Origin of the sequence: Streptomyces sp. HSG2, from assembly GCF_016598575.1 — a bacterium.
In the GTDB taxonomy this organism is placed as follows: Bacteria; Actinomycetota; Actinomycetes; order Streptomycetales; family Streptomycetaceae; genus Streptomyces.
Genome location: NZ_CP066801.1, coordinates 2,145,024 through 2,170,246 on the forward strand (window position 1 = coordinate 2,145,024; position 25,223 = coordinate 2,170,246).

At 72.7% G+C, this 25,223-nt stretch carries 25 protein-coding genes; 7 read left to right on the forward strand and 18 right to left on the reverse strand.

The features are described from left to right. Positions 1 to 281 precede the first annotated feature (281 nt). Positions 282 to 485 carry a cold-shock protein gene (locus JEK78_RS08820; RefSeq protein WP_004984723.1) on the forward strand — a complete coding sequence of 68 codons (204 nt, stop codon included), beginning with the start codon at positions 282 to 284 and terminating at the stop codon, positions 483 to 485. A gap of 615 nt (positions 486 to 1,100) precedes the next feature. Here JEK78_RS08820 and JEK78_RS08825 read toward each other — a convergent pair. From JEK78_RS08825 to JEK78_RS08850, 6 genes are all read right to left on the reverse strand, one after another. Next, positions 1,101 to 2,399: a dicarboxylate/amino acid:cation symporter gene (locus JEK78_RS08825; RefSeq protein ID WP_200264058.1), complete on the reverse strand. Its 1,299-nt coding sequence runs from the start codon at positions 2,397 to 2,399 to the stop codon at positions 1,101 to 1,103. 342 nt (positions 2,400 to 2,741) lie between these two features. After that, entirely contained in the window at positions 2,742 to 3,035 is a 294-nt protein-coding gene (locus JEK78_RS08830; protein WP_200263547.1) for a DUF4229 domain-containing protein, read from the reverse strand. 119 nt (positions 3,036 to 3,154) lie between these two features. After that, positions 3,155 to 3,709 (reverse strand): GNAT family N-acetyltransferase, encoded by a 555-nt coding sequence (locus tag JEK78_RS08835; protein WP_200263548.1) that lies wholly within the window; start codon positions 3,707 to 3,709, stop codon positions 3,155 to 3,157. Between the two features lie 37 nt (positions 3,710 to 3,746). Next, positions 3,747 to 4,766, reverse strand: coding sequence for an aminofutalosine synthase MqnE (locus JEK78_RS08840; protein ID WP_200263549.1), 1,020 nt, complete (start codon positions 4,764 to 4,766; stop codon positions 3,747 to 3,749). A gap of 80 nt (positions 4,767 to 4,846) precedes the next feature. Next, positions 4,847 to 5,302, reverse strand: a complete 456-nt coding sequence (locus JEK78_RS08845) for an Lrp/AsnC family transcriptional regulator (RefSeq protein WP_200263550.1) — start codon at positions 5,300 to 5,302, stop codon at positions 4,847 to 4,849. A 118-nt stretch (positions 5,303 to 5,420) separates the two neighbouring features. Next, a complete protein-coding gene (locus JEK78_RS08850; RefSeq protein ID WP_200264059.1) occupies positions 5,421 to 6,077 on the reverse strand; it encodes a UbiX family flavin prenyltransferase in 657 nt (218 codons plus the stop codon). A 129-nt stretch (positions 6,078 to 6,206) separates the two neighbouring features. Between JEK78_RS08850 and JEK78_RS08855 the strand changes: the two genes are divergently transcribed. Further along, entirely contained in the window at positions 6,207 to 6,824 is a 618-nt protein-coding gene (locus tag JEK78_RS08855; protein ID WP_200264060.1) for a rhomboid family intramembrane serine protease, read from the forward strand. 13 nt (positions 6,825 to 6,837) lie between these two features. Here the strand turns inward: JEK78_RS08855 and mqnP are convergent, their stop codons facing one another. Next, positions 6,838 to 7,743, reverse strand: a complete 906-nt coding sequence (gene mqnP / locus JEK78_RS08860) for a menaquinone biosynthesis prenyltransferase MqnP (RefSeq protein ID WP_200263551.1) — start codon at positions 7,741 to 7,743, stop codon at positions 6,838 to 6,840. Continuing rightward, positions 7,740 to 9,197: a menaquinone biosynthesis decarboxylase gene (locus JEK78_RS08865; RefSeq protein ID WP_200263552.1), complete on the reverse strand. Its 1,458-nt coding sequence runs from the start codon at positions 9,195 to 9,197 to the stop codon at positions 7,740 to 7,742. Before JEK78_RS08865 ends, mqnP begins: the two co-directional genes overlap by 4 nt. Positions 9,198 to 9,283: 86 nt before the next feature. Here JEK78_RS08865 and JEK78_RS08870 point away from each other — a divergent pair, with 86 nt between their 5' ends. Together JEK78_RS08870 and JEK78_RS23770 are read left to right on the forward strand one after the other, a co-directional pair. Beyond that, positions 9,284 to 9,640 carry a PLD nuclease N-terminal domain-containing protein gene (locus JEK78_RS08870; protein ID WP_200263553.1) on the forward strand — a complete coding sequence of 119 codons (357 nt, stop codon included), beginning with the start codon at positions 9,284 to 9,286 and terminating at the stop codon, positions 9,638 to 9,640. A gap of 360 nt (positions 9,641 to 10,000) precedes the next feature. Beyond that, entirely contained in the window at positions 10,001 to 10,618 is a 618-nt protein-coding gene (locus JEK78_RS23770) for a hypothetical protein (protein WP_200263554.1), read from the forward strand. A 98-nt stretch (positions 10,619 to 10,716) separates the two neighbouring features. On the opposite strand, the gene JEK78_RS08880 is transcribed toward JEK78_RS23770, so the two are convergent. The 8 genes from JEK78_RS08880 to JEK78_RS08915 all read right to left on the reverse strand — a co-directional run bounded on the left by JEK78_RS08880 (position 10,717) and on the right by JEK78_RS08915 (position 18,459). Then, positions 10,717 to 11,121 carry an SRPBCC family protein gene (locus tag JEK78_RS08880; protein ID WP_200263555.1) on the reverse strand — a complete coding sequence of 135 codons (405 nt, stop codon included), beginning with the start codon at positions 11,119 to 11,121 and terminating at the stop codon, positions 10,717 to 10,719. A gap of 102 nt (positions 11,122 to 11,223) precedes the next feature. After that, positions 11,224 to 12,279 carry a c-type cytochrome biogenesis protein CcsB gene (gene ccsB / locus JEK78_RS08885; protein WP_200264061.1) on the reverse strand — a complete coding sequence of 352 codons (1,056 nt, stop codon included), beginning with the start codon at positions 12,277 to 12,279 and terminating at the stop codon, positions 11,224 to 11,226. 98 nt (positions 12,280 to 12,377) lie between these two features. Next, positions 12,378 to 14,201, reverse strand: a complete 1,824-nt coding sequence (locus tag JEK78_RS08890) for a cytochrome c biogenesis protein ResB (RefSeq protein ID WP_200263556.1) — start codon at positions 14,199 to 14,201, stop codon at positions 12,378 to 12,380. A 3-nt stretch (positions 14,202 to 14,204) separates the two neighbouring features. Continuing rightward, positions 14,205 to 14,975: a cytochrome c biogenesis protein CcdA gene (locus JEK78_RS08895; protein WP_200263557.1), complete on the reverse strand. Its 771-nt coding sequence runs from the start codon at positions 14,973 to 14,975 to the stop codon at positions 14,205 to 14,207. Position 14,976: 1 nt separating this feature from the next. Further along, positions 14,977 to 15,609, reverse strand: coding sequence for a TlpA disulfide reductase family protein (locus tag JEK78_RS08900; protein ID WP_200263558.1), 633 nt, complete (start codon positions 15,607 to 15,609; stop codon positions 14,977 to 14,979). A gap of 278 nt (positions 15,610 to 15,887) precedes the next feature. Further along, positions 15,888 to 16,535: a histidine phosphatase family protein gene (locus tag JEK78_RS08905; RefSeq protein ID WP_200264062.1), complete on the reverse strand. Its 648-nt coding sequence runs from the start codon at positions 16,533 to 16,535 to the stop codon at positions 15,888 to 15,890. 62 nt (positions 16,536 to 16,597) lie between these two features. Then, entirely contained in the window at positions 16,598 to 17,914 is a 1,317-nt protein-coding gene (gene hemL, locus JEK78_RS08910) for a glutamate-1-semialdehyde 2,1-aminomutase (RefSeq protein ID WP_200263559.1), read from the reverse strand. 371 nt (positions 17,915 to 18,285) lie between these two features. Further along, a complete protein-coding gene (locus JEK78_RS08915; RefSeq protein WP_200264328.1) occupies positions 18,286 to 18,459 on the reverse strand; it encodes a hypothetical protein in 174 nt (57 codons plus the stop codon). On the opposite strand from JEK78_RS08915, the gene JEK78_RS08920 reads away from it, so the two are divergent. Further along, a complete protein-coding gene (locus JEK78_RS08920) occupies positions 18,388 to 19,029 on the forward strand; it encodes a hypothetical protein (protein ID WP_200263560.1) in 642 nt (213 codons plus the stop codon). The genes JEK78_RS08915 and JEK78_RS08920 overlap by 72 nt on opposite strands. A 137-nt stretch (positions 19,030 to 19,166) precedes the next feature. On the opposite strand, the gene JEK78_RS08925 is transcribed toward JEK78_RS08920, so the two are convergent. Continuing rightward, the gene (locus JEK78_RS08925; protein ID WP_200263561.1) at positions 19,167 to 19,886 is read right to left on the reverse strand and encodes a DUF1275 family protein; all 720 of its coding nucleotides are present in this window, start codon (positions 19,884 to 19,886) and stop codon (positions 19,167 to 19,169) included. 328 nt (positions 19,887 to 20,214) lie between these two features. Continuing rightward, positions 20,215 to 21,105: a DUF4394 domain-containing protein gene (locus JEK78_RS08930; RefSeq protein WP_200263562.1), complete on the reverse strand. Its 891-nt coding sequence runs from the start codon at positions 21,103 to 21,105 to the stop codon at positions 20,215 to 20,217. Positions 21,106 to 21,416: 311 nt separating this feature from the next. On the opposite strand from JEK78_RS08930, the gene JEK78_RS23275 reads away from it, so the two are divergent. After that, positions 21,417 to 22,859, forward strand: a complete 1,443-nt coding sequence (locus tag JEK78_RS23275; RefSeq protein WP_242483314.1) for a helix-turn-helix domain-containing protein — start codon at positions 21,417 to 21,419, stop codon at positions 22,857 to 22,859. A gap of 130 nt (positions 22,860 to 22,989) precedes the next feature. Beyond that, positions 22,990 to 24,942 (forward strand): FUSC family protein, encoded by a 1,953-nt coding sequence (locus JEK78_RS08940; protein WP_200263563.1) that lies wholly within the window; start codon positions 22,990 to 22,992, stop codon positions 24,940 to 24,942. Positions 24,943 to 25,223: the final 281 nt, after the last annotated feature.

A 25,223-nucleotide genomic window follows, 5' to 3' on the forward strand; every position in this document is an offset into this window, starting at 1 on the left:
CTAGCCCGACGGCGGCCCCCGGCGGGGCCCCGCCCCCGGCTCGGAGGCCGCGGGGGACCGGGTTCAAACATTCGAGTGAAGTGATCTTGGCCTCTGTTGCATTCGGCCTGGCCCGTGCTAGGCTCGCCGCAAGTTGCAGTTTGGTTTCCCTTGCAGTGCAGAGCCTGCGGAGCATGTGACCGCGGGCTCTCGTCATTATCAGACAGATGCAGTTGTGCAGAATTCATCTTCACATTTGCTGGTTCTGGAGCAGGGCAACCCTTTGAGCCCAAGGAGGGCTTATGGCTACCGGAACCGTTAAGTGGTTCAACGCCGAAAAGGGCTTTGGTTTCATCGCCCAGGAAGGCGGCGGCCCCGACGTCTTCGTCCACTACTCCGCGATCAATGCGACCGGCTTCCGGTCCCTCGAGGAGAACCAGCAGGTGTCCTTCGACGTCACGCAGGGCCCCAAGGGCCCGCAGGCGGAGAATGTCACTCCTGTCTGATTGACAGCAGTACCCAAGGAGCCCCGCGCCATCCCGGCGACGGGGCTCCTGCCCTTTCGCCGCCGCATCCGGGGAACCGGCCCTCCAGGCGCGGCTTCACGTTCCCGACCCGCCGGGTCGGCCCACCGGGACCGACACGCGCGGCGAGCCCTCGACTCCCTTCGCACCCGCGACCCCGGTTCCAGGTGACTTCGACCGGGTGGCGTTCCGTCGCCCCCAGCGGCGAGAGGATCGCCCGACCGCGTGGACGCGAGGGTGAATTTCGCGTGAATCTCGCCGCTTCCGCGTCGGTGGCGCGTGCCGCCCCGGCGGACTCGGCCTCACGGTGTCGCCCCTCGGTCGGAGCAACCGCCACCGGCACTCGGGCGAGGTGAGCCGGTGCGGCGGGCGCCGGTCGCGGCGCGTCACGCAGTCCTGTCGCCCCCGTGCTCTCGCTCGTCGCCGCACGACCCGCGGACCGGGGCACCGGCGGCGCGCACCCTCCGCGCCGGGCCGCGAAACGCCCGCCTCCCGCCCGTCGTCCGGCTCCCGGAGGAACGGTCGACCGGCCGGAGGCGGGCGAGGAGGTCGGAGGGGCGCCGGCCCGCCGACACGGGTGTCGGGTGGCCGCGGCCGTCAGGCGACGGCGGCCACCGCCCTGCCCTCCTCGACGTCGACGGAGGACGACGCCACGCTGTCGTACTTGTCGCGGTCGAGGATGTTCTCGCGGGCCGCGACGAGTACCGGGGCCACGACCTGGCCGGCGACGTTGGTGGCGGTGCGCATCATGTCCAGGATCGGGTCGATGGCGAGCAGCAGGCCGACCCCCTCCATCGGCAGCCCCAGCGTGGACAGGGTGAGCGTCAGCATGACCGTCGCGCCGGTGAGTCCGGCCGTGGCGGCGGAACCGACCACCGAGACGAAGGCGATCAGCAGGTAGTCGCCCACGCCCAGCGGGACGTCGAAGATCTGGGCGACGAAGATCGCGGCGATGGCGGGGTAGATGGCCGCGCAGCCGTCCATCTTGGTGGTGGCGCCGAAGGGCACGGCGAACGAGGCGTACTCGCGGGGCACCCCCAACCGCTCCGTGACCTTCTGCGTGAGCGGCATCGTGCCGACCGACGAGCGGGAGACGAAGGCCAGCTGAATGGCGGGCCAGGCGCCCTGGAAGAAGCGGATCGGGTTGACCTTGGCCACCGTGGCGAGCAGCGTCGGGTAGACCACGAAGAGGACGAGGGCGCAGCCGACGTAGATGTCCGCGGTGAAGGTGGCGTACTGGCCGAGCAGGTCCCACCCGTAGGTCGCGATCGCCTTGCCGATCAGACCCGCGGTGCCGATCGGGGCGAGTCGGATGACCCACCACAGCGCCTTCTGAAGGAGGGTGAGGATCGACTCGCTCAGCGTGAGGATCGGCTGGGCCTTCTCGCCGAGTCGGAGCGCGGCGATGCCGGCGACGGCGGCCATGAAGACGATCTGCAACACGTTCAGTTCGGTGAACGGCGTGATCACGTCGGTCGGGACGATGCCGGTCAGGAAGTCCAGCCAGGAACCGGTGTTCTCGGGCTTGGCTCCGTCGGCCGGCGAGAGGCCCGTGCCGGCGCCCGGATTGGTGAGCAGGCCGATGGCCAGGCCGATACTGACGGCGATCAGCGAAGTGATCATGAACCAGAGGAGGGTCCGGGACGCGAGCCGTGCCGCGTTGTTGACCTTCCTCAGGTTGGTGATCGAGACGAGGATCGCGAAGAACACCAACGGGGCGACAGCCAGCTTCAACAGGCCGACGAAGGTGTCTCCGACCCTCTCCAGGGCCGTGACGAGCCAGGAGACGTCCTGGTTGCGGGCTATCCAGCCGAGCAGGACGCCGAGGACGAGACCGGCGAGTATCTGGGCCCAGAAGGGCACCTTGGGGAACTTCGGTCGTGAAGACACGGACAGGCTCCGTTGGGGACGGGACGCGCGCGGGAACGAGGCGGGCGGACGACGGCGGGAAGTGCGGGGGAGTGCGGGAGCGTCAGGGGCGACAGTTCGCCGACGCGCACCGACAGAGGTCCACGTGCGGGCGCGCCACGAGCGGGACGCTCGACGACGACGTGGGCGCGGCTGCCGGCTTCATGCCCGAGACCCTAACACCGCTGCTTTGAGACTCCCCAAGCCTGACTTTGATAGGCGCGAAGTCGACGTCGCCCCGTGAACGCAAGGGACACCGGGGATTCGCTCCGGACGCGGGGTCCATCGACGCCGTGATCTGTGACGAACCTTACGGCGACGACGGCCGGATCACGAGGTGGAGGTGCGGGCACTCTCGTCGACGTCGTCCTCTTGGCCTCGGTTGGCCTCCAGCGCGGTCTTCACGCGCTCCACGCGCCGCACGACGCCTGCCGAGGCGCGATCCCGTTCCTTGCGCAGCGCCACGAGGCTGATGGGCGCGGAGAGGAGCAGGGCGAGCAGGAGGATCCACATGCCGTTGGAGTCGCCGAGACCGCGAGGGAAGACGCCGAGGTAGACGAGACCCCAGACCGCGACGAGGCAACCCACGAAGATCCCGAGGCGCATCAGCGTGTAGCGGAGCATCTCAATTCACTCTTCCGTTTCCGGCACAAAGGAGGCACCGTCCAGTGAAACACGGGGGCCGGGCGAGTCCGCAGGGGGGTTCGGCACCCGACCCCCGCGACCTCGGCGTCCGGCCCCCGTCACGCGGAACCGCCACCACCCGCCCCGGCTCGGCCCAGCGGCAGCAGCATGATGACATCGTCGCGGTCGTCGTCCGGAGCGACCCGGATGGCGCCGGGGATCCGGCCGACCTCACGGTAGCCGGAGGCGGCGTAGAACCGCTCCAAGCCGGCGCCGCCCCGGCAGGTGAGGCGGATCGCCTCGATGCCTTCCAACGAGCGGGCCGCGCGCTCCACCTCGGCCAGCAGGCCCCGTCCGAGGCCTCGCCCCTGATGGTCGGGGTGCACCATGACCGTGCACAACCACAGCCAGTGGATCATCAGTCGGTGGGTGTTCGACGCGAGGAACGCCGTCGCGAGGACGCGACCGTCCGCGTCCCGCCCGACGATCAGTCGGGTCGTCCCGTCGGCCATCGCGACCAGGTGTCTGACCAGTTCGGGCCGGACGGTCTCCCGGTCCACCGGGGGAACGAACCCGACGGAGCCGCCGGCGTTGGAGACGTCGGTCCACAAAGCGAGCACGCCGTCCCGGAGTTCGGGCGTTACGGGAGGATCGAGGCTGAAGTTCACAGGCACACCGGTAGGTTATGCCGCGCCGCGGCACGGCTCGCGGTCACACCCGCATCGGCTGCGGAGCGTCCCGCCGCGCCGGGTCCGGGCCGGCGTACTCGCGGATCACCGCGTAGCGTCCGTCGCGCTCGACCGGCCGGAGACCGGCGTCCCGGATGGCGTCCAGCAGGTCGTCGCGGGTGGGCTCCGGCGAGGCCCCGCCGACCTCGGAGGCGCCGTCGTGGTCCGCGACCGTCCCGGCGATGTCGTCCGCCCCGTGTTGCAGGGCGAGTTGGGTGGTGTGCGCCCCGTGGATCGCCCAACTGACCCGCAGATGAGGCACATTGTCGAGAAGGAGCCGGGAGACGGCCACGGCCTTGAGGATCTCGGCGCCGGTCGCCGGGCGAACGCGGGCGCCGATAACGTCCGCGGCGGTGTCGCCCGGCGCCCCCCAGGTGTCCTGCCGACGCGGCAACGGGGCGAAGACCCGGAAGCCGCCGGACGCGTCCTGCGCCTCGCGCAGCCGCAGCACGTGGTCCACCCGATGGCCGGGCTCCTCGACCCGGCCGTGGAGCATGCCGCAGACGGTCCACAGCCCCTTGTCGTGCGCCAGGCGGTGGATGCGAGACCAGTCCGCCCAGGGGGTGGCGTGGACGCCGAGGCGGCGACGCACCTCCTCGTCGAAGATCTCCGCCCCGCCGGCGGTCAGCGACTCCAGCCCCGACTCGATCAGTTCGTCGAGGATCTCGGAGGCGTCCGCCCCGGAGACCGTCTCGACCCGGTGGATCTCGCCCGCCGACAACGCCCTCGGCGAGAGCCCGGCCAAGGCGGCCCGCAGCTCCCCGACGGAGCGCGGATCGGGCCTCGAGGGGCCCGGGCGTGAGTCGTCGTCGCGGGGCGGACCGGCGAGAGGCCCCACGTCGAAGAGCGCGGCGTCGCCGTTCTTCCGTGCGCGGGCCCGGTGGCCGAGGCCGCCCAGCCAGGCGAGGTCGTCCGACCCGTACAGCGCGATGCCGTCCTCACGGGTCAGGCGGACACCCTCGCCGACCTTCTCCTCCAGCTCGCGCCTGAGCCCGACGTCCATGCCGCTTCCTCCATGCCGAAGATCTGCCGAAGAGTCCCGAGGTCCCACCGAGGGGCCTCGCCCACCGTACGCCGGGGTCGCTACAGCGCCTCCGGGAGCCGGCCCACACGGTTCTCCCACTTGGTGGAGAGCACGATGGTGGTGCGGGTGCGGGAGACTCCCCGGATTCCGGACAGGCGGCGGATGGTCCTCTCCAGCCCGTCCACGTCCGCCGCGCGAACCTTCAGCATGTAGGAGTCGTCACCGGCGATGAACCAGCAGTCCTCGATCTCGTGCAGATCCTTGAGGCGCACCGCCAGGTCCTCGTGATCGGTGGCGTCGGAGAGCGAGATGCCGATCAGGGCGGTGACGCCGAGGCCGAGGGAGGCGGCGTCCACGGTCGCGCGGTAGCCCGTGATGACACCGGCCGCCTCCAGCCGGTTGATGCGGTCGGTGACGCTGGGCCCCGACAGGCCGACGAGTCGTCCCAACTCCGCGTAGGAGGCACGCCCGTTCTCCCTGAGGGCCTGAATGAGCTGCCTGTCCACCGCGTCCATGCGATCGAAGCCTTCCGAGAGTCGTCCGATGAGGATGAGAGGGGGTCGAGGGGCCGGCGAGGACGCCTCGGGGCCGGGGACGGAGATTCCCCGGCCGGTGGCGCGCCGCGGTCGGCGGTCAGCGTCCGGTCGCGGCGCCGCCCAACTCGCCCCGCCAGCGCCGGTACAGCCCGTGCTCGACGCCCGCGGCGTCGAGCACCCGCCCGGCGACGAAGTCCACCAGGTCCTGTATGTGCGTCGCGCCCGCGTAGAAGGCGGGCGAGGCGGGGACCACGGTGGCACCCGCGCCGTCCAGCGCGACGAGGTGCCGGAGGGTGGAACCGTCCAGGGGCGCCTCCCGGATGGTCACCACCAGCGGGCGCCGCTCCTTGAGGGTGACGCTCGCCGCCCGCTGGAGCAGGTCCTTGGACAGCCCCAGCGCGACGCCGGCCACACACGCCGTGGAGGCGGGCACGATCAGCATGCCGCGTGTCGGGTAGGACCCCGAGGACGGCCCCGCGGCGAGGTCCCCGGCGCTCCAGTACCGCACGCGGTCCGGCGCCGGGTCCACGTGGAAGGCGTCCGGCTCGCCGTCGGCGCCGCGGGACAGCCATCGCAGGAGGTCGTCGCGCCAGTGGGCGTCGCGGAAGGAGATGCCGGTCTCGTCGAGCAGGGTGAGGCGCGAGGCCCGGCTGACGACGAGATCCACGCTCTCGCCCGCAGCGAGGAGCGCCCGCAGCACGGAGGCGGCGTACGGGGTGCCCGAGGCCCCCGAGACCCCCACGATCCAAGGCACCCGTGTCGTCTGTCCTGGCATGGCTGGGTTCACGGGAGCGAGCCTATCCGGCCGGGGACGGCGGGAACCGGGCCAGGGGTGTCGGGCGTTCTCCTCACGAGAGGCCGAGTGACGGGGGTCGCCATGGTCATGGGACCGGACACGCGGCGCGGGGAGCCGGGGTCGGCCCGCGCGGACCGCGTGCGGACGGCCGCCCGGCTGATGTCGGGTTGGGTGGCCCTGCTGTGGGTCCTGGAGATCGTCGACGTGGCCACGGGCAACGCGCTCGATCGCTTCGGCATCGTGCCACGCGTCCCGTCGGAGTTGGTCAACATCGTGCCGGCCGCGTTCATCCACTTCGGTTTCGCCCATCTCGTGGCCAACACCGTGCCACTCCTGATCCTGGGCTTCCTCGCGGCCTTGGGGGGCATCCGTCGGTTCCTCGCCGTCTGCGCGTTGATCATCGTCGTGGGCGGACTCGGCGTCTGGCTGGTCTCCCCGGCGCACAGCAACACGGCGGGCGCCTCCGGCGTCGTCTTCGGCCTCTTCGGGTTCCTGGTGGTCAGCGGGTTCGTGGAGCGGCGCCCGCTGGGCATCCTGGTCGGGGTGCTGGTCGCCGCCGTGTGGGGTGCCTCCGTCCTCGGGGGCATCGCCCCCGCCCAGTCCGGGGTCAGCTGGCAAGGGCACCTGTTCGGCCTGATGGCGGGCGTGGCGGCGGCGTTCCTCTTCCGCCGCCGGGAGGCGGGCGACGACCCACCGCTCCTGTGAGACCGACGTCGGGTCAGACGGTGAGTCCCCTGACCAGCAGGTCCAGTAGGGCGCAGAGGAAAAGGGCGATGCCGATGAAGCCGTTGACGCTGAAGAACGCCCTGTTGACACGCGTGAGGTCGTGGGGGCGGACGATGCTGTGCTCATAGGCGAAGGCGCCCACGACGACGAGCAGTCCCAGCCAGAAGAAGGCGCCCGCGTCGGTGGCGAGCGCGTACCAGACGAGCAGGGCGGTCGTCACCGCGTGGCACACGCGGGCGCCCCGGACGGCGGCGGGGACCCCGAATCGGGCCGGCACCGACCGCACCCCCGTCCGCCGGTCGGCCTCGACGTCCTGGCAGGCGTAGACGAGATCGAAACCACCGATCCAGACTCCGACGGCGAGGCCCAGCACGACGGCGTCCCATGACCAACTGCCGGAGATCGCCAGCCAACCGCCCACCGGCCCCATCGCCTGGGCCAGCCCCAGGATGGCCTGCGGGAAGTCGGTGAAGCGTTTGCCGTACGGGTACACCACCATCGGCACGACGGCGACGGGTGCCAAGGCGAGGCAGAGCGGGTTGAGCAGCGCCGCGGCGCCGAGGAACACCGCCAGGGCGATCGACGCACCGGTCCAGGCGTGCCGCACCGACACGGCGCCGGTGACCAGCTCGCGCTGGGCGGTGCGCGGGTTCCGCGCGTCGATCTCGCGGTCGATGACGCGGTTGACGGCCATCGCGAACGTGCGGAGCCCGACCATAGCGAGGGTCACCAGGAGCAGCCGGCCCCAGTCGATCCGCCCGTCGCCCTCGTACATCGCGGTCAGCGCGGCGATGTAGGCGAAGGGGAGCGCGAAGACCGAGTGCTCGATCATCACCAGCCGCAGGAAGGCGCGGGTGCGACCGGGCTGCCGCGGCATCGCGGCGGAGGCGCTGGTCACAGCCCGTACTCCTTCCAGCGGCGGTCGACCTTGGCCGCCGTCTCGGGATCGGACAGCACCATCTCGGGCCAACCACCGTCGCGCGTGTATCCCTCCTCGGGCAGCTTGCGCGTGGCGTCGATCCCGGCCTTGCCTCCCCAGTACTGCTGATAGGAGGCGTGGTCGAGGTGGTCGACGGGGCCTTCGACCACGGTGAGGTCGCGGGCGTAGTCGGTGTTGCCGAGGGCCCGCCAGGACACCTCGTGCGGGTCGTGGACGTCGCAGTCCGCGTCCACGACGACGATCAGCTTGGTCAGGGACATCATGTGGGCGCCCCAGATGGCGTGCATGACCTTCTGGGCGTGTTTGGGGTACTTCTTGTCGATCGAGACGATCGCGCAGTTGTGGAATCCGCCCGACTCGGGCAGGTGGTAGTCCACGATGTCCGGCACGATGATCTTGAGGAGCGGGAGGAAGAAGCGCTCGGTCGCCCGGCCCAGGGGACCGTCCTCCGTCGGCGGCCGACCGACCACGATCGACTGGAGCAGCGGGCGGCGGCGCGTCGTGACGCAGTCGATGGTCAGCGCCGGGAAGGGCTCCCGCGGCGTGTAGAAGCCGGTGTGGTCGCCGAACGGCCCCTCGGGGAGCGTCTCGCCCGGCTCCAACCAGCCCTCCAGGACGACCTCGGCATGGGCCGGCACCTGGAGGGGCACCGTCAGGCAGTCGACCATCTCGACCCGCTTGCCCGCGAGGAAACCGGCGAAGAGGTACTCGTCGATGTCCCCGGGCAGCGGCGCCGTGGAGGCGTACGTCACGGCGGGCGGGCAGCCGAAGGCGATGGCGACCGGCAACCGCTCACCCCGCCGTGCGGCGACCTGGTAGTGGTTCCGACTGTCCTTGTGGATCTGCCAGTGCATCCCGATGGTGCGCTTGTCGTGCCGCTGAAGGCGGTAGAGGCCGAGGTTGCGGACACCCGTCTCGGGGTCCTTGGTGTGCGTCAACCCCAGATTGAAGAAGGAACCGCCGTCCTGCGGCCAGGTGAAGAGCGCGGGCAGCCGCTCCAGGTCCACGTCGTCACCTCTGAGGACGACCTGTTGCACCGGCGCGTCGCCGGGTTTGACCTTGCGCGGCGGCACGTGGGCCATGGCACCCAGCTTCCCGAACGCCTCCCGGACCCCGACGAAGCCGTGCGGCAGCTCGGGCTTGAGCAGCCCCCCGATCCTGTCGGAGATCTCGTCGTACGAGCCGAGCCCGAGCGCCTTGAGCAAGCGCCGGTCGGTGCCGAACACGTTCATCGCCAGCGGCGTCGAGGAGCCCTTCACGTTCTCGAAGAGCAGCGCCGGACCGCCGGACTTGTTCACCCGGTCGACGATCTCCCCGACCTCCAGACGCGGGTCGACCTCGGCCTTGACACGTTTGAGGTCTCCGTCGCGCTCCAGCGCTCTGAGCAGGGAGCGAAGATCGTCGTAAGCCATGCCGTCCAGTATCCCCGAGCCGCTACCCTGACCCTGTACCGCCCACCCCTTCGCCTGACCGCTCGTCGGGAACCGAAAGAGGTCGCATGCTTCGGGTGCTGATGTTCCTCGTGCCACTGGCGTTGAGCGTCTACGCGTTCATCGACTGCATCGGCACCAAGGACGAGGACGTGCGCCACATGCCCAAGGCGCTGTGGGCGATCCTCGTGCTGCTGTTCCCCCTGGTCGGATCGATCTCCTGGATCATCGCGGGGAAGAAGCGACACGGCACGGGCCCGCTCGCGGGACGCGCCGCGTGGGTGGCGCCCGACGACAACCCGGAGTTCCTGAAGTCCCTGGGCGATCCCGCCCCCGGCACCCCCGACCCCGGGACCGAGCCCGAGGAACGGCGAAAGCGCGACAAGGACCGGGACGACGACGGCGAGAAGGACCGCGACGCCTGACGTCGGCCTCGGCAGGGGGCGTCGGCGGTCCCGAGACAGGCGTCGAGCCGCGCACCCGGAGCCGAACCACGCCGCCGCCACGCCGGGCGGCGGCTCCCGGACAAGCCTCGCACCCTCGCGCCCTGCCGACCCGGCCCCTCCGGCACGCCGGGATCCCCGCCCGCCCGGCGAACACCCCGCCGGCGGCGCGCCTCGACGGGCCCGGCCGCGAGCCGGGGTACGTCCCGGTACGGAGGTCGCGGCCGACGCGACGAGAGCGCGCCGACCTCCCGACGACGTCACGCCGAACGAGTCCCCTCTTGTGACGATCGATCCCCCTGCGTCACGATTTCTCCACCGACCGTGACGGAGGGAATACGGATGGAACCGGGAACGCTCGTCTACGACCCGCGCACGCGCCGAGTGGGCGAGTACCAGGGCCAGGTGGGCACGTGCGCGGTGCTGCGTCCGGTCGGCGGGGGACGGGCGTGGCGGGCGGATCCGGCCCTGGTCCGCGAGGCCACCTCGCAGGAGCGGCTGCACGCCGAGGTGCGGGCGGCCAACGACCGTTCCACCAGCGGGCTGGTGACCGCCTACCCCTTTGTCTCCGTGGGCCCGCCGCCGGAGCCGCTGTCGGACTGCGCCGAGTGCGCGACGCTCGCCTCCCGGCGCGACGCGGCACGGGCGGGTGGGGACGAGAGCGCGGAGACCGACGCCGACGTTCTGCTGGCCCGCCACCACGAAAATCGACACGTCGAGGAACGGGTCTGGTACGTGCCGTACACGATCGTGCGGGACCCGTCGGCCGAGCCGGAGTACCAGGCCAGTTGCGTCTCCGCCGACGGGACGGGCTGCGGGGCGGCCTCCGGACCGTGCGCCTCGCCGGAGGAGGTGGAGCAGTGGCAACACCGGCACACGCGGGAGACCCGGCACACCCGCTACCGCCGGAGCTTCGCGGACTACGCGGTCCTGGACCGCCGGCCCGAGCCCGGCCGCTAGCGCCTCCGGCGGGGCTTCCGCCCCCCGCACGCGCACCGTCGCGGCGGCCCGCCCGACGCGTGCCCCCCCGGCCGGCCCGATCCACCCGCCACGCCGGTTCAACTCGGCCGTTCCAGCAGGTCCAGGAGGCGCTCGAAGCGGGCGCGCCAGCGTTCCTCGCTCTCCGGTCCGCCGCGGAACTCGTGGGTGAAACGCAGGGTGGACGCATCGTCACCGTCGCGCTCCAAGTGGAAGCGAAGGCGCGCGCCGTCCTCCAGCGTGTACTCCGCGACCCGGTCGACGTCCCAGGCCGTGATCCGTCCGGCACCCACTCCCCTCAGGCTGACGGCCCCGCCGAGGCGGGGTTCGAGGGTGTCGGCGCGGGTGTACCAGGTCGAGAGGCCGCCGGCCGTGGTCAGGACCGGCCAGACGATCTCCATGGGTCGCGGGAGCCTCACCAGGAAGTGCAGCAGCCGAGAACCGCCGCGGACCCGGGCTTCCTCCTGCTCGATGGAACCGGTCATGCCTCCAGCGTCACTCGCGGCGGGCGCGGAAGCGAACCCGGTCGTGGGTCCCGTGCCGCCCGGGCGCGCCCGAGGTCGGCGGCGCGTGGCCGGCGGGACGGATCAGAGGCCGACGGCGCGCAGGGCCCCCAGGCCGACGTCGGCGTACGAGTGCTTGCCGGAGACGAGCAGGTTGACGCCGTAGTAGTTGAACAGCCAGCAGGCGAAGGCGGCCAGGGCCAGATAGGCGGCCCGGCGGCCCTTCCAACCGGCGGTGGCACGGGCGTGGAGGTAGCAGGCGTAGGCGATCCAGGTGATGAACGACCAGACCTCCTTGGGGTCCCAGCCCCAGTACCGCCCCCAGGCGTCGCCGGCCCAGATGGCGCCCGCGATGATCGTGAAGGTCCAGAGGGGGAAGACCGCCGCGTTGACCCGGTAGGCGAACTTGTCGAGGGAGGCGGCGGCGGGCAGGCGCTCCAGGACGGATCCGGCGAACCGGCCGGGTCGGCCGCCGCTCGCGAGTTTGCTCTCGAAGGCGTCCTTGAAGAGATAGAGGATGGTGGAGACCGCGCCGACGTAGAAGACCGCCCCACAGAAGATCGCGGTGGAGACGTGGATCCACAGCCAGTACGACTGGAGGGCGGGCACCAGCTGGTCGCTGGCGGTGTAGAGCACGGTGACGGCCAGGCCCAGGTCCAGCAGGACGGTCGTGGCCAGCGGCAGGCCGAGCCAGCGGACGTTCTTCCGCAGGGCGAGGAGGACGAGGAACACACCCACGACGGTCGTGGTGAACGTGATGTTGAACTCGTACATGTTGCCCCACGGCGCCCGGCGGACCGAGAGGGCGCGGGTGAGGACGCCGCCGAACTCCAGGGCGAAGGCGAGGACGGTGAGCGAGATCGCGACGCGTCCGTAGAGGTCGCCCTTCTCCGTGCCGCCGTGGGCGCCGGGGCCGTCGGGCACGTCCCGCGATCCGGCGGCCGAGCGGACGACGACCTCGGGGCGGTCCAGGACGGCGGTCTCGCCTCCGCGCCGCACGGTGACGGTGGGGGGCGCCGTCTTCCGCGCGGGTTCCGACGTGGTCGCGGTGAGCGCGGCGGCGGTCCGTCCCACCTTGCTGCGACTACCGAAGATCCATTCGGCGATGTAGGCGAGGAAGGCCAGGGTGTACACCGCCATCGCCGAGTAGATCAGCGAGTTGCTGGTGTCGGCGAGGCTCTCGTTGGTGGCCGCGGCCAGGTCGGCGGCGACGGCGAAGGGGGACGTGGCGGCGAGAGTCACTTCTTCTCGGCCCTCTCGGCTGATGCGGCTGCGGGGTCGGATGGGTCGGACGCCGAACGTCCAGATCCCGGCGGCCCGGCGCCCGGACCGCCGTCGGCGGGCGGGCCGGAATCCGGCGGGCCGTCGGCGGCCTCGGGGGCGTCGGCGGGCGGGGCGTCGGCTTCGGGGAGCCCCGGCGCGCGCGCGTAGAGGGCGGCGGCGAGGTCTCCGAGTTCCTCGGGCAGTCTGGCGGACTCGCCACGCCCGAGGCCGGCCATCTCGACGACGGTCACTCCGTCGGCGCCCTCGACGGCCCGCACCCAGACACGGCGGCGCTGGACGAACAGGGAGGCGGCGAGACCGCCGATGGCGGCAACCGCGCCGGCGAGGGCCCAGCCGCCGGCCGGCTCACGGGTGACCTGGAAACCGGCCCACTCCGTGACGCCCTCGAAGGTGACGGTGCCGGCACCCTCGGGCAGGGTCATGGTCTCACCGAGGGCCAACCGTTCCTTGAACAGCTCGCCGTCGTCGTCCCGGAACTCCTCCAGGTTGGTCTTGTCGAGCCGGTAGACGCTCTGCGGGAGGCCCGCGTCCACGCCGAGGTCGCCGTGGTAGGCGGAGAGCGCGAGCATCGGGTTGATCAGCGCGGGGAAGCGGGAGAGCATCGTGGTGCCCTCGCCGCCGTAGGTGGGGAGGAAGAAGGCGTTGAAGCCGAGTTGTTCCTTCTCCCCGGCCGCGTTGCGGTAGCCGTCCATGACCTTGACGGCCCCGGAGGAGGTCACGTTGCCGTCCAGGGGGAGCAGCGGCACCGCCTCTCGGTCCATCGCGACCTCGCCGCGGGCGTCCCGCACGGTCAGGATCGGCGCGTAGCCGTGGCTGACGAGGTAGACCTTCGAGCCGTCGACCTCCAAGGGCTCGTTGACCTTGATGGTGGCGGCCCGCTCCTCGCCGTAGGCGCCCTCGTGGTACGTGATGTCGGCCTCGAACGTGCGAGGGGTGCCGCGGTTGGGGCCGGTCGGCTCGTAGGTGCCCTTGAAGTCGTTCAGGGTGAAGCCGAAGGGGGCGAGGTCGTCCGGGGTGAAGAGGTTGCCGGACCGGAAGTCGTCGAACTGGGTGAGCGTGTTGGAGAAGCCACCGCCCTCCAGGACCAGCTTGTTCCCCTCGTACCGGAAGAGCTGTCCCCAGGCGAACGCGACCAGCATCACGATCAGCGCGACGTGGAAGAGGAGGTTGCCCGCCTCGCGCAGATACCCCTTCTCGGCGGACACCGCGTCCCCGCCGGTCTCGACCCGGAAGCGGCGTCCGCGCAGCACCGCGAGCGCCGCCTCCCGGACCCGCTCGGGCGCGACCTCGGTGCGCCAGGTGGTGTGGGCGGGCAGTCGGGTCAGCCGGCGGGGCGCGCCGGGGGGGCGACCGCGCAGTTGGCCGACGAACTGCCAGGTGCGGGGGACGATGCAGCCGATCAGGGAGACGAAGAGCAGGATGTAGATGGCGGAGAACCACACCGAGCTGTAGACGTCGAAGAGACCGAGCGCGTCGTAGACGGGGGCGAGGGTCCGGTGGCGTTCGCGGAAGTCCTCCACCTGCGTGGCGTCGATGCCGTTCTGCGGGATCAGTGATCCGGGGATCGCGCCGAGGGACAGCAGCAGGAGCAGCAGCAGGGCGACGCGCATCGAGGTGAGCTGGCGCCAGAACCAGCGTGCCCAGCCGACGATCCCCAGGGCGGGTGGCTGGGTCGTCTCCTCCTCGGGCGCCGTGGACAGCCGGGTGGCGGCGTCCTCCGTCTGGGCGTCGGTCCCGTCGTCGGTTCGGCGGGGCGTGTCGGTGGTCGGGTCGCTCATCGGTCAGATCCCCACCACGAAGCCGTCGGACCAGGTCTGCGTCTGCGCCACGATGCCGTCCCAGGCTCCGGTGAGCAGGAGGATACCCGTGACGATCATCATCGTGCCGCCGAGGCGCATCACCCAGACGTAGTGACGCTTGACCCAGCCGAAGGCGCCGAGGGCCTTGCGGAAGGCGACGGCGGCGACCACGAAGGGCACCCCGAGTCCCGCGCAGTAGGCGACGGTCAGCAACGCGCCGCGCCCCGCTCCGGCCTGGCTGGAGGAGAGCGCCAGCACCGAGGCGAGCGTCGGGCCGATGCACGGAGTCCAACCGATGCCGAACAACGCGCCGACCAGGGGCGCGCCGGCCAGGCCGGTCACGGGGCGCTTGTGGAAACGCAGGTCCCGCTGGGTGAACCAGGGCATCAGGCCCATGAACAGGGCACCCATGAGGATCATGAAGGCGCCCAGTATCCGGGAGAGCACGTCCCTGCTCTCCTGGAGCGTGGCGCCGAAGTAGCCGAACAGCGCGCCGCTGGAGACGAAGACGGCGGTGAACCCGAGGACGAAGAGGCCGGCGCCGGCGACCATCCGACCGCGGCGGGCCTCGGCGAGGTCCGCGCCGGTGACGCCGGTCACGTAGGAGAGGTAGCCGGGGACGAGGGGCAGGACGCAGGGCGAGAAGAAGGAGACCAGGCCGCCGAGGACGGCGATCGGCAGGGCCATCAGCAGAGCGCCGTTCAGGACGGTGTCGTTGAGACCCGTCGCGGCCGACAGGGACACTGTCGTCACGTCACTTCTCCGCGAGGACGGGGTCGAGCATCGAGCGAAGCCTCTCCTCGCTGAGCCCCTGGAGGGCACGTGCGGCGATCTTGCCGTCCCGGTCGATGACGAGCGTGGACGGGATGGCCTGGGGGTTGAGCGTGCCCTTGGGGAAGCGCAGCATCAGCCGGCCCGACGGGTCGTTCAGGCTCGGGTAGGTGACGCCCTGCTCCTCCTCGAAGCGGAGGGCCGCGGCGACGCTGGTGTCACGGGTGTTGATGCCGACGAAGCGGACGCCCTGGTCCTTGGTGTCCTGGTGGACGGCCTCGAAGTTCTTCGCCTCGGCGCGGCAGGGCCCGCACCAGGAAGCCCACACGTTGAGGACGACGACCTCGCCCCGGTAGTCGGCGATGTCGAGCCGACCGCCGTCGACGGTCTCACCGGACAGTTCGGGCGCCTCGTCGCGCTCGGCCTTGGCCACCGTGGCGATGCCGTCGGGACCGGCGACGAAGTTCGTCTCGCCGCCGCCCCCCGAGATGCCCCCGGCACCGCACGCGGTCACGAGCAGGGCGCTCACGACGGCGGCCGCGATCGGCGCGACCCGGCGACGGACGCGGGCGGCGGTGCGGGGAGGGCGCACGGGGGCGCGGCGGGCGGGACTCATGTGAAAAGTTTCGCATGGCCTAGGCGGGGATCTCGCGCACCCCCCTCGAGGGCGCACCCGCGGACTCGCACCGCAGGTCGCGGGCGTGGCACCGGCCGACGAAATCCCGTCGCCCACCGCGGATCCGGGCCCACGCCTCACGAGGCCCCGGAAGGTGATCCCGTGCCCCGGTGGACCGTCGGTGGCCCCGGCCCGGGGTCCCCACGGCGGCGGGGGCGACCCGACCGTCCCGTCGCGGGGTCGCGCGTGCGGGGCCGCCCTCGCCGCGCCCGGGGCTCTCAGGCCCCGAACGCCTTCGCTCCGCCCTTGACGGGCTTCGCGCCGGCCAGCAGATGGGCCGGCACCAGGTCACGTGCCGGTTCGGTGTAGCCGACGGAGACGATCCGGTCGCCCTGATAGGTGAAGGTGGTCAGGGAAGCCAGGGTGCACTGGCGGCGACGCGGGTCGTGCCACAGCCGCCGCCGCTCCACGTGGGACCGGACGATCCAGATCGGCAGCTGGTGACTGACCAGCACCGCCTCGTGGCCACGCGCCCGGTCCCTGGCGCTGTCCAGCGCGGCCCGCATGCGGCTCACCTGGTCCACGTACGGCTCGCCCCAGGAGGGTTTGAACGGGTTGACGACGTGTCTCCAGTTGGCGGGGCGGCGCAACGCCCCGTCGCCGATGCCGAAGGTCTTGCCCTGGAAGACGTTCTCGGCCTCGATCAGTCGCTCGTCCTCGCCGACGTCCAGCCCGTGCGCCCCGGCGATCGGCGCCGCCGTCTCCTGGGCGCGTTCCAACGGGGAGGCGGCCACGTGGACGACGTCGCGGTCGGCGAGGTGTGCGGCGACCCGGTCGGCCATCCGCCGGCCCAGCTCGGACAGGTGGTAGCCGGGCAGCCTGCCGTAGAGCACGCCCTCCGGGTTCTCCACCTCGCCGTGGCGCATCAGGTGGACGATCGTGGTGTCGCCGCTCGCCGCTCCGGGCCCGGGGGTCGCCACGCCGCCGCTCACGCCGTGGCCTCCGCCGCCGCCCGAGCGGCCGCCGGCAGGGCGTCGGCGACGCTCTGGAGTGACCGCTCGTCGTGGGCGGTGGACACGAACCACGACTCGAAGGAGGAGGGAGGCAGATAGACGCCTCGCGCCAACATCGCGTGGAAGAAGGCGGTGTAGCGGTGGGTTTCCTGCGCCCTGGCGGCCTCGTAGTCGCGTACGGGGCCCTCGGCGAAGAAGACGGAGAACATGTTGGCGGCCCTCTGCACGGTGTGCGCCACGCCCTCCTTGGAGAGCGCCTCGGAGACGAGCTCCCCGATCCGTGCCGACACCGCGTCCAGGCGGTCGTAGGCGGCGGCGTCGAGAAGGCGCAGTTGGGCGAGGCCGGCGGCGGTGGCCACCGGATTCCCGGAGAGCGTCCCGGCCTGGTAGACCGGTCCCGACGGGGCGAGGTGGTCCATGACGTCCGCCCGACCGCCGAAGGCGGCGGCCGGGAAGCCGCCTCCCATGACCTTGCCGAAGGTCATCAGGTCCGGTGCGACCCCCTCCACGCCGTACCAGCCGGCCCGGCTGGTACGGAAGCCGGTCATCACCTCGTCGGAGACGAAGAGCGCGCCCTCCGCGGCGCACACCTCCTTCAGTCCCCGGTTGAAGCCCGGCAGGGGCGGGACGACGCCCATGTTGCCCGGCGCGGCCTCGGTGATCACACAGGCGATCTCGCCGGGGTGGGCCGCGAACGCCTCGCGCACGGCGGCGAGATCGTTGTACGGGAGCACGATGGTGTCTCCGGCCTGCGCCCCGGTCACCCCGGGGGTGTCGGGCAGCCCGAAGGTGGCCACCCCCGAGCCGGCGGCGGCCAGCAACGAGTCCACGTGACCGTGGTAGCACCCGGCGAACTTGACGACCTTGCCGCGCCCGGTGAACCCGCGGGCGAGCCGGATCGCGGACATGGTGGCCTCGGTGCCGCTGGACACCAGGCGCACCCGCTCCAGCGGCGCCACCCGGTCGACCATCTCCTCGGCCAGGGCGACCTCGCCCTCGCCGGGCGTGCCGAAGGAGGTGCCGCGCGCCACGGCACGGGTCACCGCGTCGACCACCTCGGGATGGCCGTGGCCCAGGATCATCGGCCCCCACGAGCAGACGAGGTCGACGTACTCCCGCCCGTCCGCGTCGATCAGCCGGGGTCCGTCCCCGGACACCATGAAGCGGGGTGTCCCCCCGACCGCGCGGAAGGCGCGCACCGGCGAGTTCACGCCACCGGGGGTGACGGCCGCCGCACGGTCGAAAAGGGCCTGCGAGGCGGGCGCTTCGTACGGGTATGCCTGTTCGCTCATGGGATGCGACTTCTCCGACCTTCTCGACCTTCTGCGACTTCCCGGACTCCGGAGGCCTGGGTGACCTCATCAGGGTAGGCCAGGGGCGGCGAGGCTCCGGTGGCCCGGGCGGGCCGGGCCGTCCGGGCGGGCGACGCGGGCGGCCGGCGGGGCCCGGTGTCGCCGGCCGCGGCGGCGCGTTCCCCGAAGGGACCCGACGGGGACCCTCGGTGCGGCCGGGCCGACCCACACGGCACTTTACGGCCGGATGATCCGACAACCCGTCCGGTCCGGGTGTCGTCTGCCAGACTGGGGGGCGGAAACACGCAGTTCACCAGGGGCACATGGCCGGACCTCGCGGAGGACCGCCGGCCCCCCGCGGGCGGATGAGTTCATCGCACGTTTCGGCGGGCGGCCGTGGGGGAGGTCACTGGCACGATGATCGGGTTGCGCGGCGAGATCCGCGCGTCCTGGAACAGCAGTCGGGTGGAGATATGCATCGCGGTGGCGGACTGGGCGAGGGGACCGACGACCTGGGTCCTCGACGTGCCCGGCGGGGAAGGCACCGACGCGACACAGAGACCCCACCCGAGGCCCACCGGCCCCACGGGGCGGACGAGGCGAACGGGAGGGCGCGCGATCCGGGTCGCGGCGGCGACGCCGGTCGTTCCGGCACGGCGAGCGGGAATGGTGGTCGGGTGGGGGTGACCTACAAGTACTTCGGGGCGCCGGACGGCGCCACCGCGGCCCGAGTCCCCATCTCCATGCGCCCGGAGGAACTCGGCGGCGACGAACTCGGCATGAACGGCATGTTCACCCGCATCAAGCCCGAGACCATGGCCGCCATGGTCCTCACCGGCATCCAGGGCGTGCCCCTGCATCGGGTGCCCCCACTGGAACTCGTCGTCCTGCACCCCGACTACGCGGTCGTCAAACTGCCGACCACGGTGGTCGATCCGCTGCGCCGGATCGGCGAGGAGGCGGTCGGCGCCGCGGCCTTCATCTGGTCGACCGTGCCGGACCGGGGCGGACCGCGCGACGCCTTCGACGTCTACCGACTGCTGCACGAATGGCAGGACTTCAGCCACCGTCTGCACGAGGCGGGGCACCACCCGTACTGCCTGGTGTGGCCCTGAGCCGAGGAGTCGGCGGCCCCGGCCGGCGGAGGGCCGCGGGGTGGCCGGGGCGCGTGGAGGACCCCGTTGGAGTCTCCTGACGGTTCGTGAGGCAGCCCGTCGAACCCCTCCGGCGGCCGTCGCGAGACGGCGCGAACCTATCCCCCGCCCCCGGCCCCTCCAGAGGGCGCGCCGGCCCGATCCCCGCCTCGCCCCGCCCGGCGCGCCGACCGTACGAACAGCGCGCAGGCCGATACGTAGATCGCGGCGACGTACAGCGAGGCGTCCGTGCCCGAAACCTCGGTGGCGAGCGCCCCCGCGGCAGCGCCGGCTCCGAAGAGGACGAGCACCGAGGCGTACAGGACGGCGAGCCGGAGGTCCGAGCGACTTCGGGTGCGACGCGCCGTCAAGGCCGTGTGCGTGAAGCGGGTCAGATTGCCCGTCATGGCGATCGGGAGGAACGTCGCGGGCCTGACGGCCTGGAAGAAGACGACCTGGAGGGCGGCGGAGAAGCCCACCGACGTGGTCACCGCGCTCTGCGGCAGCCCCGCCGGGGCGAGGGCCACCGTGGCCAGTACGGCCGCCTCCAACACCAGCGCGTACGCCAACGGATTCCGCGGCCGCCCCGATCGGGACCTGAGGCCGAGAAGGGACTCGGCGACGATCACACCGGCGACGAACGCGAGGATGGGCCAGAGCCGGGAGAGCGGCTGCTCGGTGTCGGGCCTGGCCAGATCCACGCAGAAGAGGACCAGATTGCCCGTCTGCGCGCCGGCGAAGACCCCGCCGTGGGCGATGAAGAGGTAGGCGTCGGTGTAGCCGTTCGCCGTGATGACGAGAGAACTGACGGTGAATGAGGCGGTGGTCTCCTCGCTCATCGTGCCTTCCTCGGTCGGTCCCCGGAGACGACCGGGCCCCGCGCGCGGCGCGCGCTCGCGGGGACGACACCGGCCGAGGACCGGGGCGCCCCGTGCCCGCCCCGGGCAGCGCAAGCATAGGCCGGGCACCGCCCGCCGACCCGGCTGCGCCGCGCCCCGGGCGTGGCCCGCCTCCCCGCCGCCGGTCCCGCTCGCCGTCCCCGCGGGGCCGCCCCTGGGCCCCCGCGCGCGACGCCCGAGGCGTGGACGTCGCCGCGCACCGGCCCGCCCGCCAAGATCCTCGCCTGGCCGGGCACGCCGGACGAGACCGCGGACGGGCCGGCCCGCCTCAGGAGCCGGTGAGGGAGATGGCGAGGTCGGTGATGGCCAGCGGGAACTGCCCCAGCGAGGTGATCTGCCCGGTGAGGATGTCCACCCGGTACAGCGACGGGGTGGAGGCCCCGTAGGGGGTGAGGGAGGCGAACGCGGTGTTGTCGACCGTCTTGCCACCGGACAGCGTGCTGTAGATGTCCATGCCCGCGTTGATCCCGGCGTCGATGCCGATGCCGCCGGTCGCGGCGAGGGTGCCGTTGTTCGCCGGCGACTGAAGGACGACCTGGTCGGTGGCGGTGTTGATGTCGACCAGGGTGGTCGCGGTGGCCCCGACGAGATCGTTGTTGGTGTAGGCGGCGGCGGAGACCCCCTTGGTCGTGCCCTCCGAGGGCGGGGTGTTGAGGTTCAGGTCCTGGATGGTGCTGTGGTCGTTGACGTTGTGCCGCAGGTTCTGCCCGAAGTCGCTGATCACCCGGAGTCGGTCGGCGGCGGGGTTGAAGTCGACGCCGAAGTTGGCCCCGTGGAGCGAGTACTGAAGCTGGGACACCTTGGTCACCACGACGTCCGGGGTGACCGGCGGGGTCTTGATGGTGTAGATGCCCCCCTTGTCGCCGACCCCGTACATCAGGCCGTCCTGGACTCGGAAGTCGATACCGACCAGCGAGGTGTCGCCGCTGAGCCCGGTGACGACTCTGACCCAGTCGAGGACCTGGGGTCGGTCGGTGGTGAAGGTGGCCATCAGGGTCCCGTCCGAGCTGATCCCGAAAGCGCGCAAGCCGGCGCTCGGGTCCGGTGTCGGATCGACGGGTGACGCCGAGGCGGTACCGGGCGTGCCGAGCGCGACCGCCGCCGAGGTGGCGAGGACGGCGAGCGTCGTGGCGATTCTCTTCCTCACGCCTGCCTTCATGGCCTGGGTTCCCTCCCTGTGGGCGGGCACCGATCGGGCGCCCGCGCGAGTTCGTGTCCCGTCGCGATGCGTCACCGCCGCCGCCGACGGGTGGTCGGGGCGGTTTCGGGTGACGCTCGACGGGCCTCCGGCGGGTGCTCATTAACCTCGCTCCACGACGCCGCCACAACCCGAACGACCCGACGGCCGGCTTGGGACAGGTGTTTTCTGCGCGACGGGACAAGACGGGGCCGGGCCGACCCTCGCCGCGTCGCGACAAGTGACAAAGCACCGTCCGGATCTGGCCTGTCGACCCGCTCCCCCCTCGTGACATGCTCGCCACCATGGGGAGCCTCTTCGTCGAGCTGGCCCGCCGGGCGCCCGCCAACGCTCGTCGCGAGGTGGAGGCCCACACCCGCCGCGTTCCGGGGTTCGCGCTCCTGGAACGGAGTCCCCGCGCCCGCTCCAGGACGATGGAGCACCTGATCTGGCTCCGCCGACGGAGCGTCGAACTCGGCCCCGAGGAGGAGCCCCTCGACGCCGCCGACCTCGCCAGGATCTCCTCGATGGGAGAGCTGAGGGCGGGCGCCGGGCTGTCGCTCGACGCCCGCCAGCGACTCCTGCACGTCCACACCTCCCTCGTACTGCGCGAGATCGACGAGGCGAGCGAGGCCGACCCGGGGGCCGTCGACGAACTCGTCGGCGCTGTGGGCTGGTTCGCGGCGCAGAGCGCCCGGGGCATCGCCGCCTATCGGCGGGGGTTCCTGCGCGCGTTGCGCGGACGGCTCCCCTACACCGAGCAACTCACCTTGCTGACGCGCTCGCTGTTGCGAGGGGACCCGCTGTCGGCGGAGCTCGCCCGCGCGGTCGACATGGACATCCCCGACCGCTGCGCGGTCACCGTCTTCCGCCTCCCGGAACGGCCGGTGGTCGACCGCCTCCTGGAGAACGAGATCGGGACGCTGGCCAAGAGCCACCGGGCCCCGGTGATGTGGGGCGCGGAGCGGGAGGACGGGAGCGGCGAACTGATCGCCCTGCTGCCGCTGTCGCCCGAAACCGCCCACCCCCCGGAATCCGACGCCCGGGAGACTCGCCGCATCCGGACCGACGACGCCGATCCGGGCCCGTGCGGGCCCGGGAGAACCTCGGCGCGTCCCGGCACGCCGGTCCGGCACACGCGGGAGGACGGCGCGGCCGAGGTCGGCGGGGCGCCCCCGGGGGAGGGGGACGCAGAGGCCCCCCTCGTGCCGCGACGCGAGGCGACCGGCGGGGTTGCGGGGGAGCCGCTCCCCGAGGATCCCGCGCTCGAACGGCTGCGCCCGGCCGTCGGCGACTTCGCCCGGGTCCTCGGCCGCCCCTGCGCCGTCGGCACGGTGCCCGCCCGCCCGCCCCGGCTGGCCGAGGCGCTGGAGCGCGCCCGCCGTATCAGCCGCACCGCGCCCGCCCGGCGGGCGTCCGCTCCGCCCAGACCACACACCCTGGCCGACGTCTTCGTGGAACTGGCCGTCGCGGACGTGCCGTTCGTCGAGGACTGGCTGTGCGGACTGGCCCGCCGCCTGGAGAGCGGGCCCGACCTGCTCGTGACCCTCGACGCCTACTACCGGCACGACATGCGTCGCCGCAGCACCGCCAGCGCCCTCAACATCCACACCCGGACCCTTGACTACCGTCTGCGCAGGGCCCGCGAACTGACCGGCATCGACCCGGGGTCGACACGAGGGGTGCGCACTCTCAGCGCCGTCGTCACCCGGCGCGGGGCGGGCGCCTGGGGCTGAGGCCGGGACGGGCGCCCGAGCCTCCCGGCCCCGCGCCCCCGGCGGGAGAGGTCGCGCCGCCCGGGGCCGACACCCGGTCCGCGCGGCCGGGGTGCCGCCTCGGCGGAGGAGAACCGGACATAATGCGCCCATGCCCCGCCAGCCTTCCCTCGGTCGCACCCCTCCGGACTGGCTGGTGCGGAGTCTGCGCTCGGAGCACGCGCGCGTCGACCGCGCCCGTGTCCTGCGCGCCGCCGTCGCCCTGCCGCTGCCCCTCGCCGTCGGACTCCTCGTCGACCGGCCCGACTACGGCGCGCTGGCCTCCATCGGCGCACTGCTCGGCGTCATGAGCGACACCGCCAACGCCTACCGCATGCGGGTGCTCGGCATCGCCGTCCCCCAGGTGCTCGGCGCCGTCGGCATCACCCTGGGGTCCCTGGTGAGCGGGCAGGGCTGGATCTCCGTCGTCTGTCTGACGGCGGTCGCCCTGGTCTCCGGGATGATCTCGACGGTGGGGGCGCTCGCCTCCGCATCGGGACTCTTCCTGCTGCTCTTCGCAGTGGTGGGCGAGGACCTGCCGATGCCCCGGCCCTGGTGGGCGCCACCGTGCCTGGTCCTCCTCGGCGGACTTGTCGTCCTCGTCCTCGGCCTGCTCGCCTGGCCGTTGCGCGCCGGGGTTCCCGAGCGGCGGGCGGTGGCCGACACCTACCGCGCGGCAGCCGACCTGTTGGAGGCGGGCGGCGCGCGCGGCACGGGCCCGCCGACCGGCTACGAGACCGCGCGCCGCGCCACGACGCGCGCGCTGGACGACGCCTACGACGCGGTACTCGCCCGCCGCACCCGAGTCCAGAGCTGCAACCAGGAACTCGCGCGGCTGCTGGCCGAGTTGAACGCGGTGATCCCGCTGGTCGAAGCCGCGTCCGCCCGGCGGCTCAGCGACGAGCCGCTGCCCGCCGCCGTCCCGGCCGCCGTCCGCCGACTGGCCTCGGCGGTCGAGAGCGGGCGGGCCCCGTCGACGCCACCGGCCCTCCCCCCGCCGACCGACCGAACCGGGCGGGCCGTCGACCTGGCCCTCCGACACGCCACCGACGTCGTTTCGGCCCCCCTCGTCGACCCGCGTGGTCTGGAGGACCGGCTGGGGCGGCCGGCAGCGCTGCGGGTCCGCGCGGTCCGCGCGGCGCGCGGCGTCGTCCTGTCCCCGGCCGCCCGGCGATACGGGCTGCGTCTCGCGCTGAGCATCGCGCTGGCCCAGGCCCTGGTGTCCCTCGTCCCGGTACCGCGCTCCTACTGGGTGGCCGTGACGATCGCCTTCGTCCTGAAGCCCGACTTCGGCCCGGTCTTCTCGCGCGCGCTGCTGCGCGCGGTGGGGACCGTGGCGGGCCTGGTGGTGTCGGCCGCGGTGCTGGCGGAGGTGCCGCGAGGCTGGTGGGACGTGGTCGTCCTGCTCGTCGTCGGCGGACTGGTCCCGGCGTCGACCCCCCGCGGCTACGGCTACCAGACGGCCGCGATCACACCGGTCATCCTGATCCTGTCCGACATCCTCAGCGGCGAGGGCACGGCCTTGCTCCTCCCCCGGCTCGTGGACTCGCTCCTGGGCTGCGCCATCGCGCTGCTGGCCACCTACCTGTTGTGGCCGGAGCGCTGGTCGACCCGGGTGGGCGACCGCCTCGCGGAGGCCGTGGCGAGCGCCGCGCGGTACGTGGAGTGCGCCTTCGGCGGGTGTGACGACCGGGCCGCGGAGGCGAGGGCACGTCGCGCCCTCTACCGCGATCTGGCCGCCATCGGCACCGAGGTCCGGCGCGCACAGGCCGAACCGCCGCCCACCGGTCGCCACGCCGCGGCGTGGTGGCCGCTGGTCGTGGCGGTCGAGCGGGTCGTGGACACCACGACGGCCGCGTCGGTACAGGTCCGGCACGGAGCGGACGCTCCGGCGCGGGCGGAGGTCGAGGAGGTGACGCGGGAACTGTGGGGGCTGTCCAGGGGGCTGCGCGCGTCCGAGGTGCTGGTCGGCGTCGACGCGCGGTTCGACGGCCCGCCGGAGAGCGTGCTGGAGCCGGTGCGGCGGGAGGTGGCCGCCGCGCGGGCGGTCGCCTCCCCTCGGTGACGCCCCGGGCGGTGACGGCCCGTCTCCGCCCGGGGCAGCACTTCGTGTCCCTCCCCCGGCGCACTCCCGCTGGTCCCGGGCACGAGCGCGGGCGACGGTGGTTTCGGGCCCGGCGCGCGGCGGTGGCGGGCGGTGGCCCGGTCCGGGCGTGTCCCGGTCGCCCGCCGTCAGCGAGGAGAAGGCGATGTCCCGTCCCGCGGAGCCCGGGTCGCTCGTCCTCCGTCCCGGTGCCCGCCGCGCGGACGACCCCGCGCGCACCTCCTGACCCGGCGGGAAGGCGC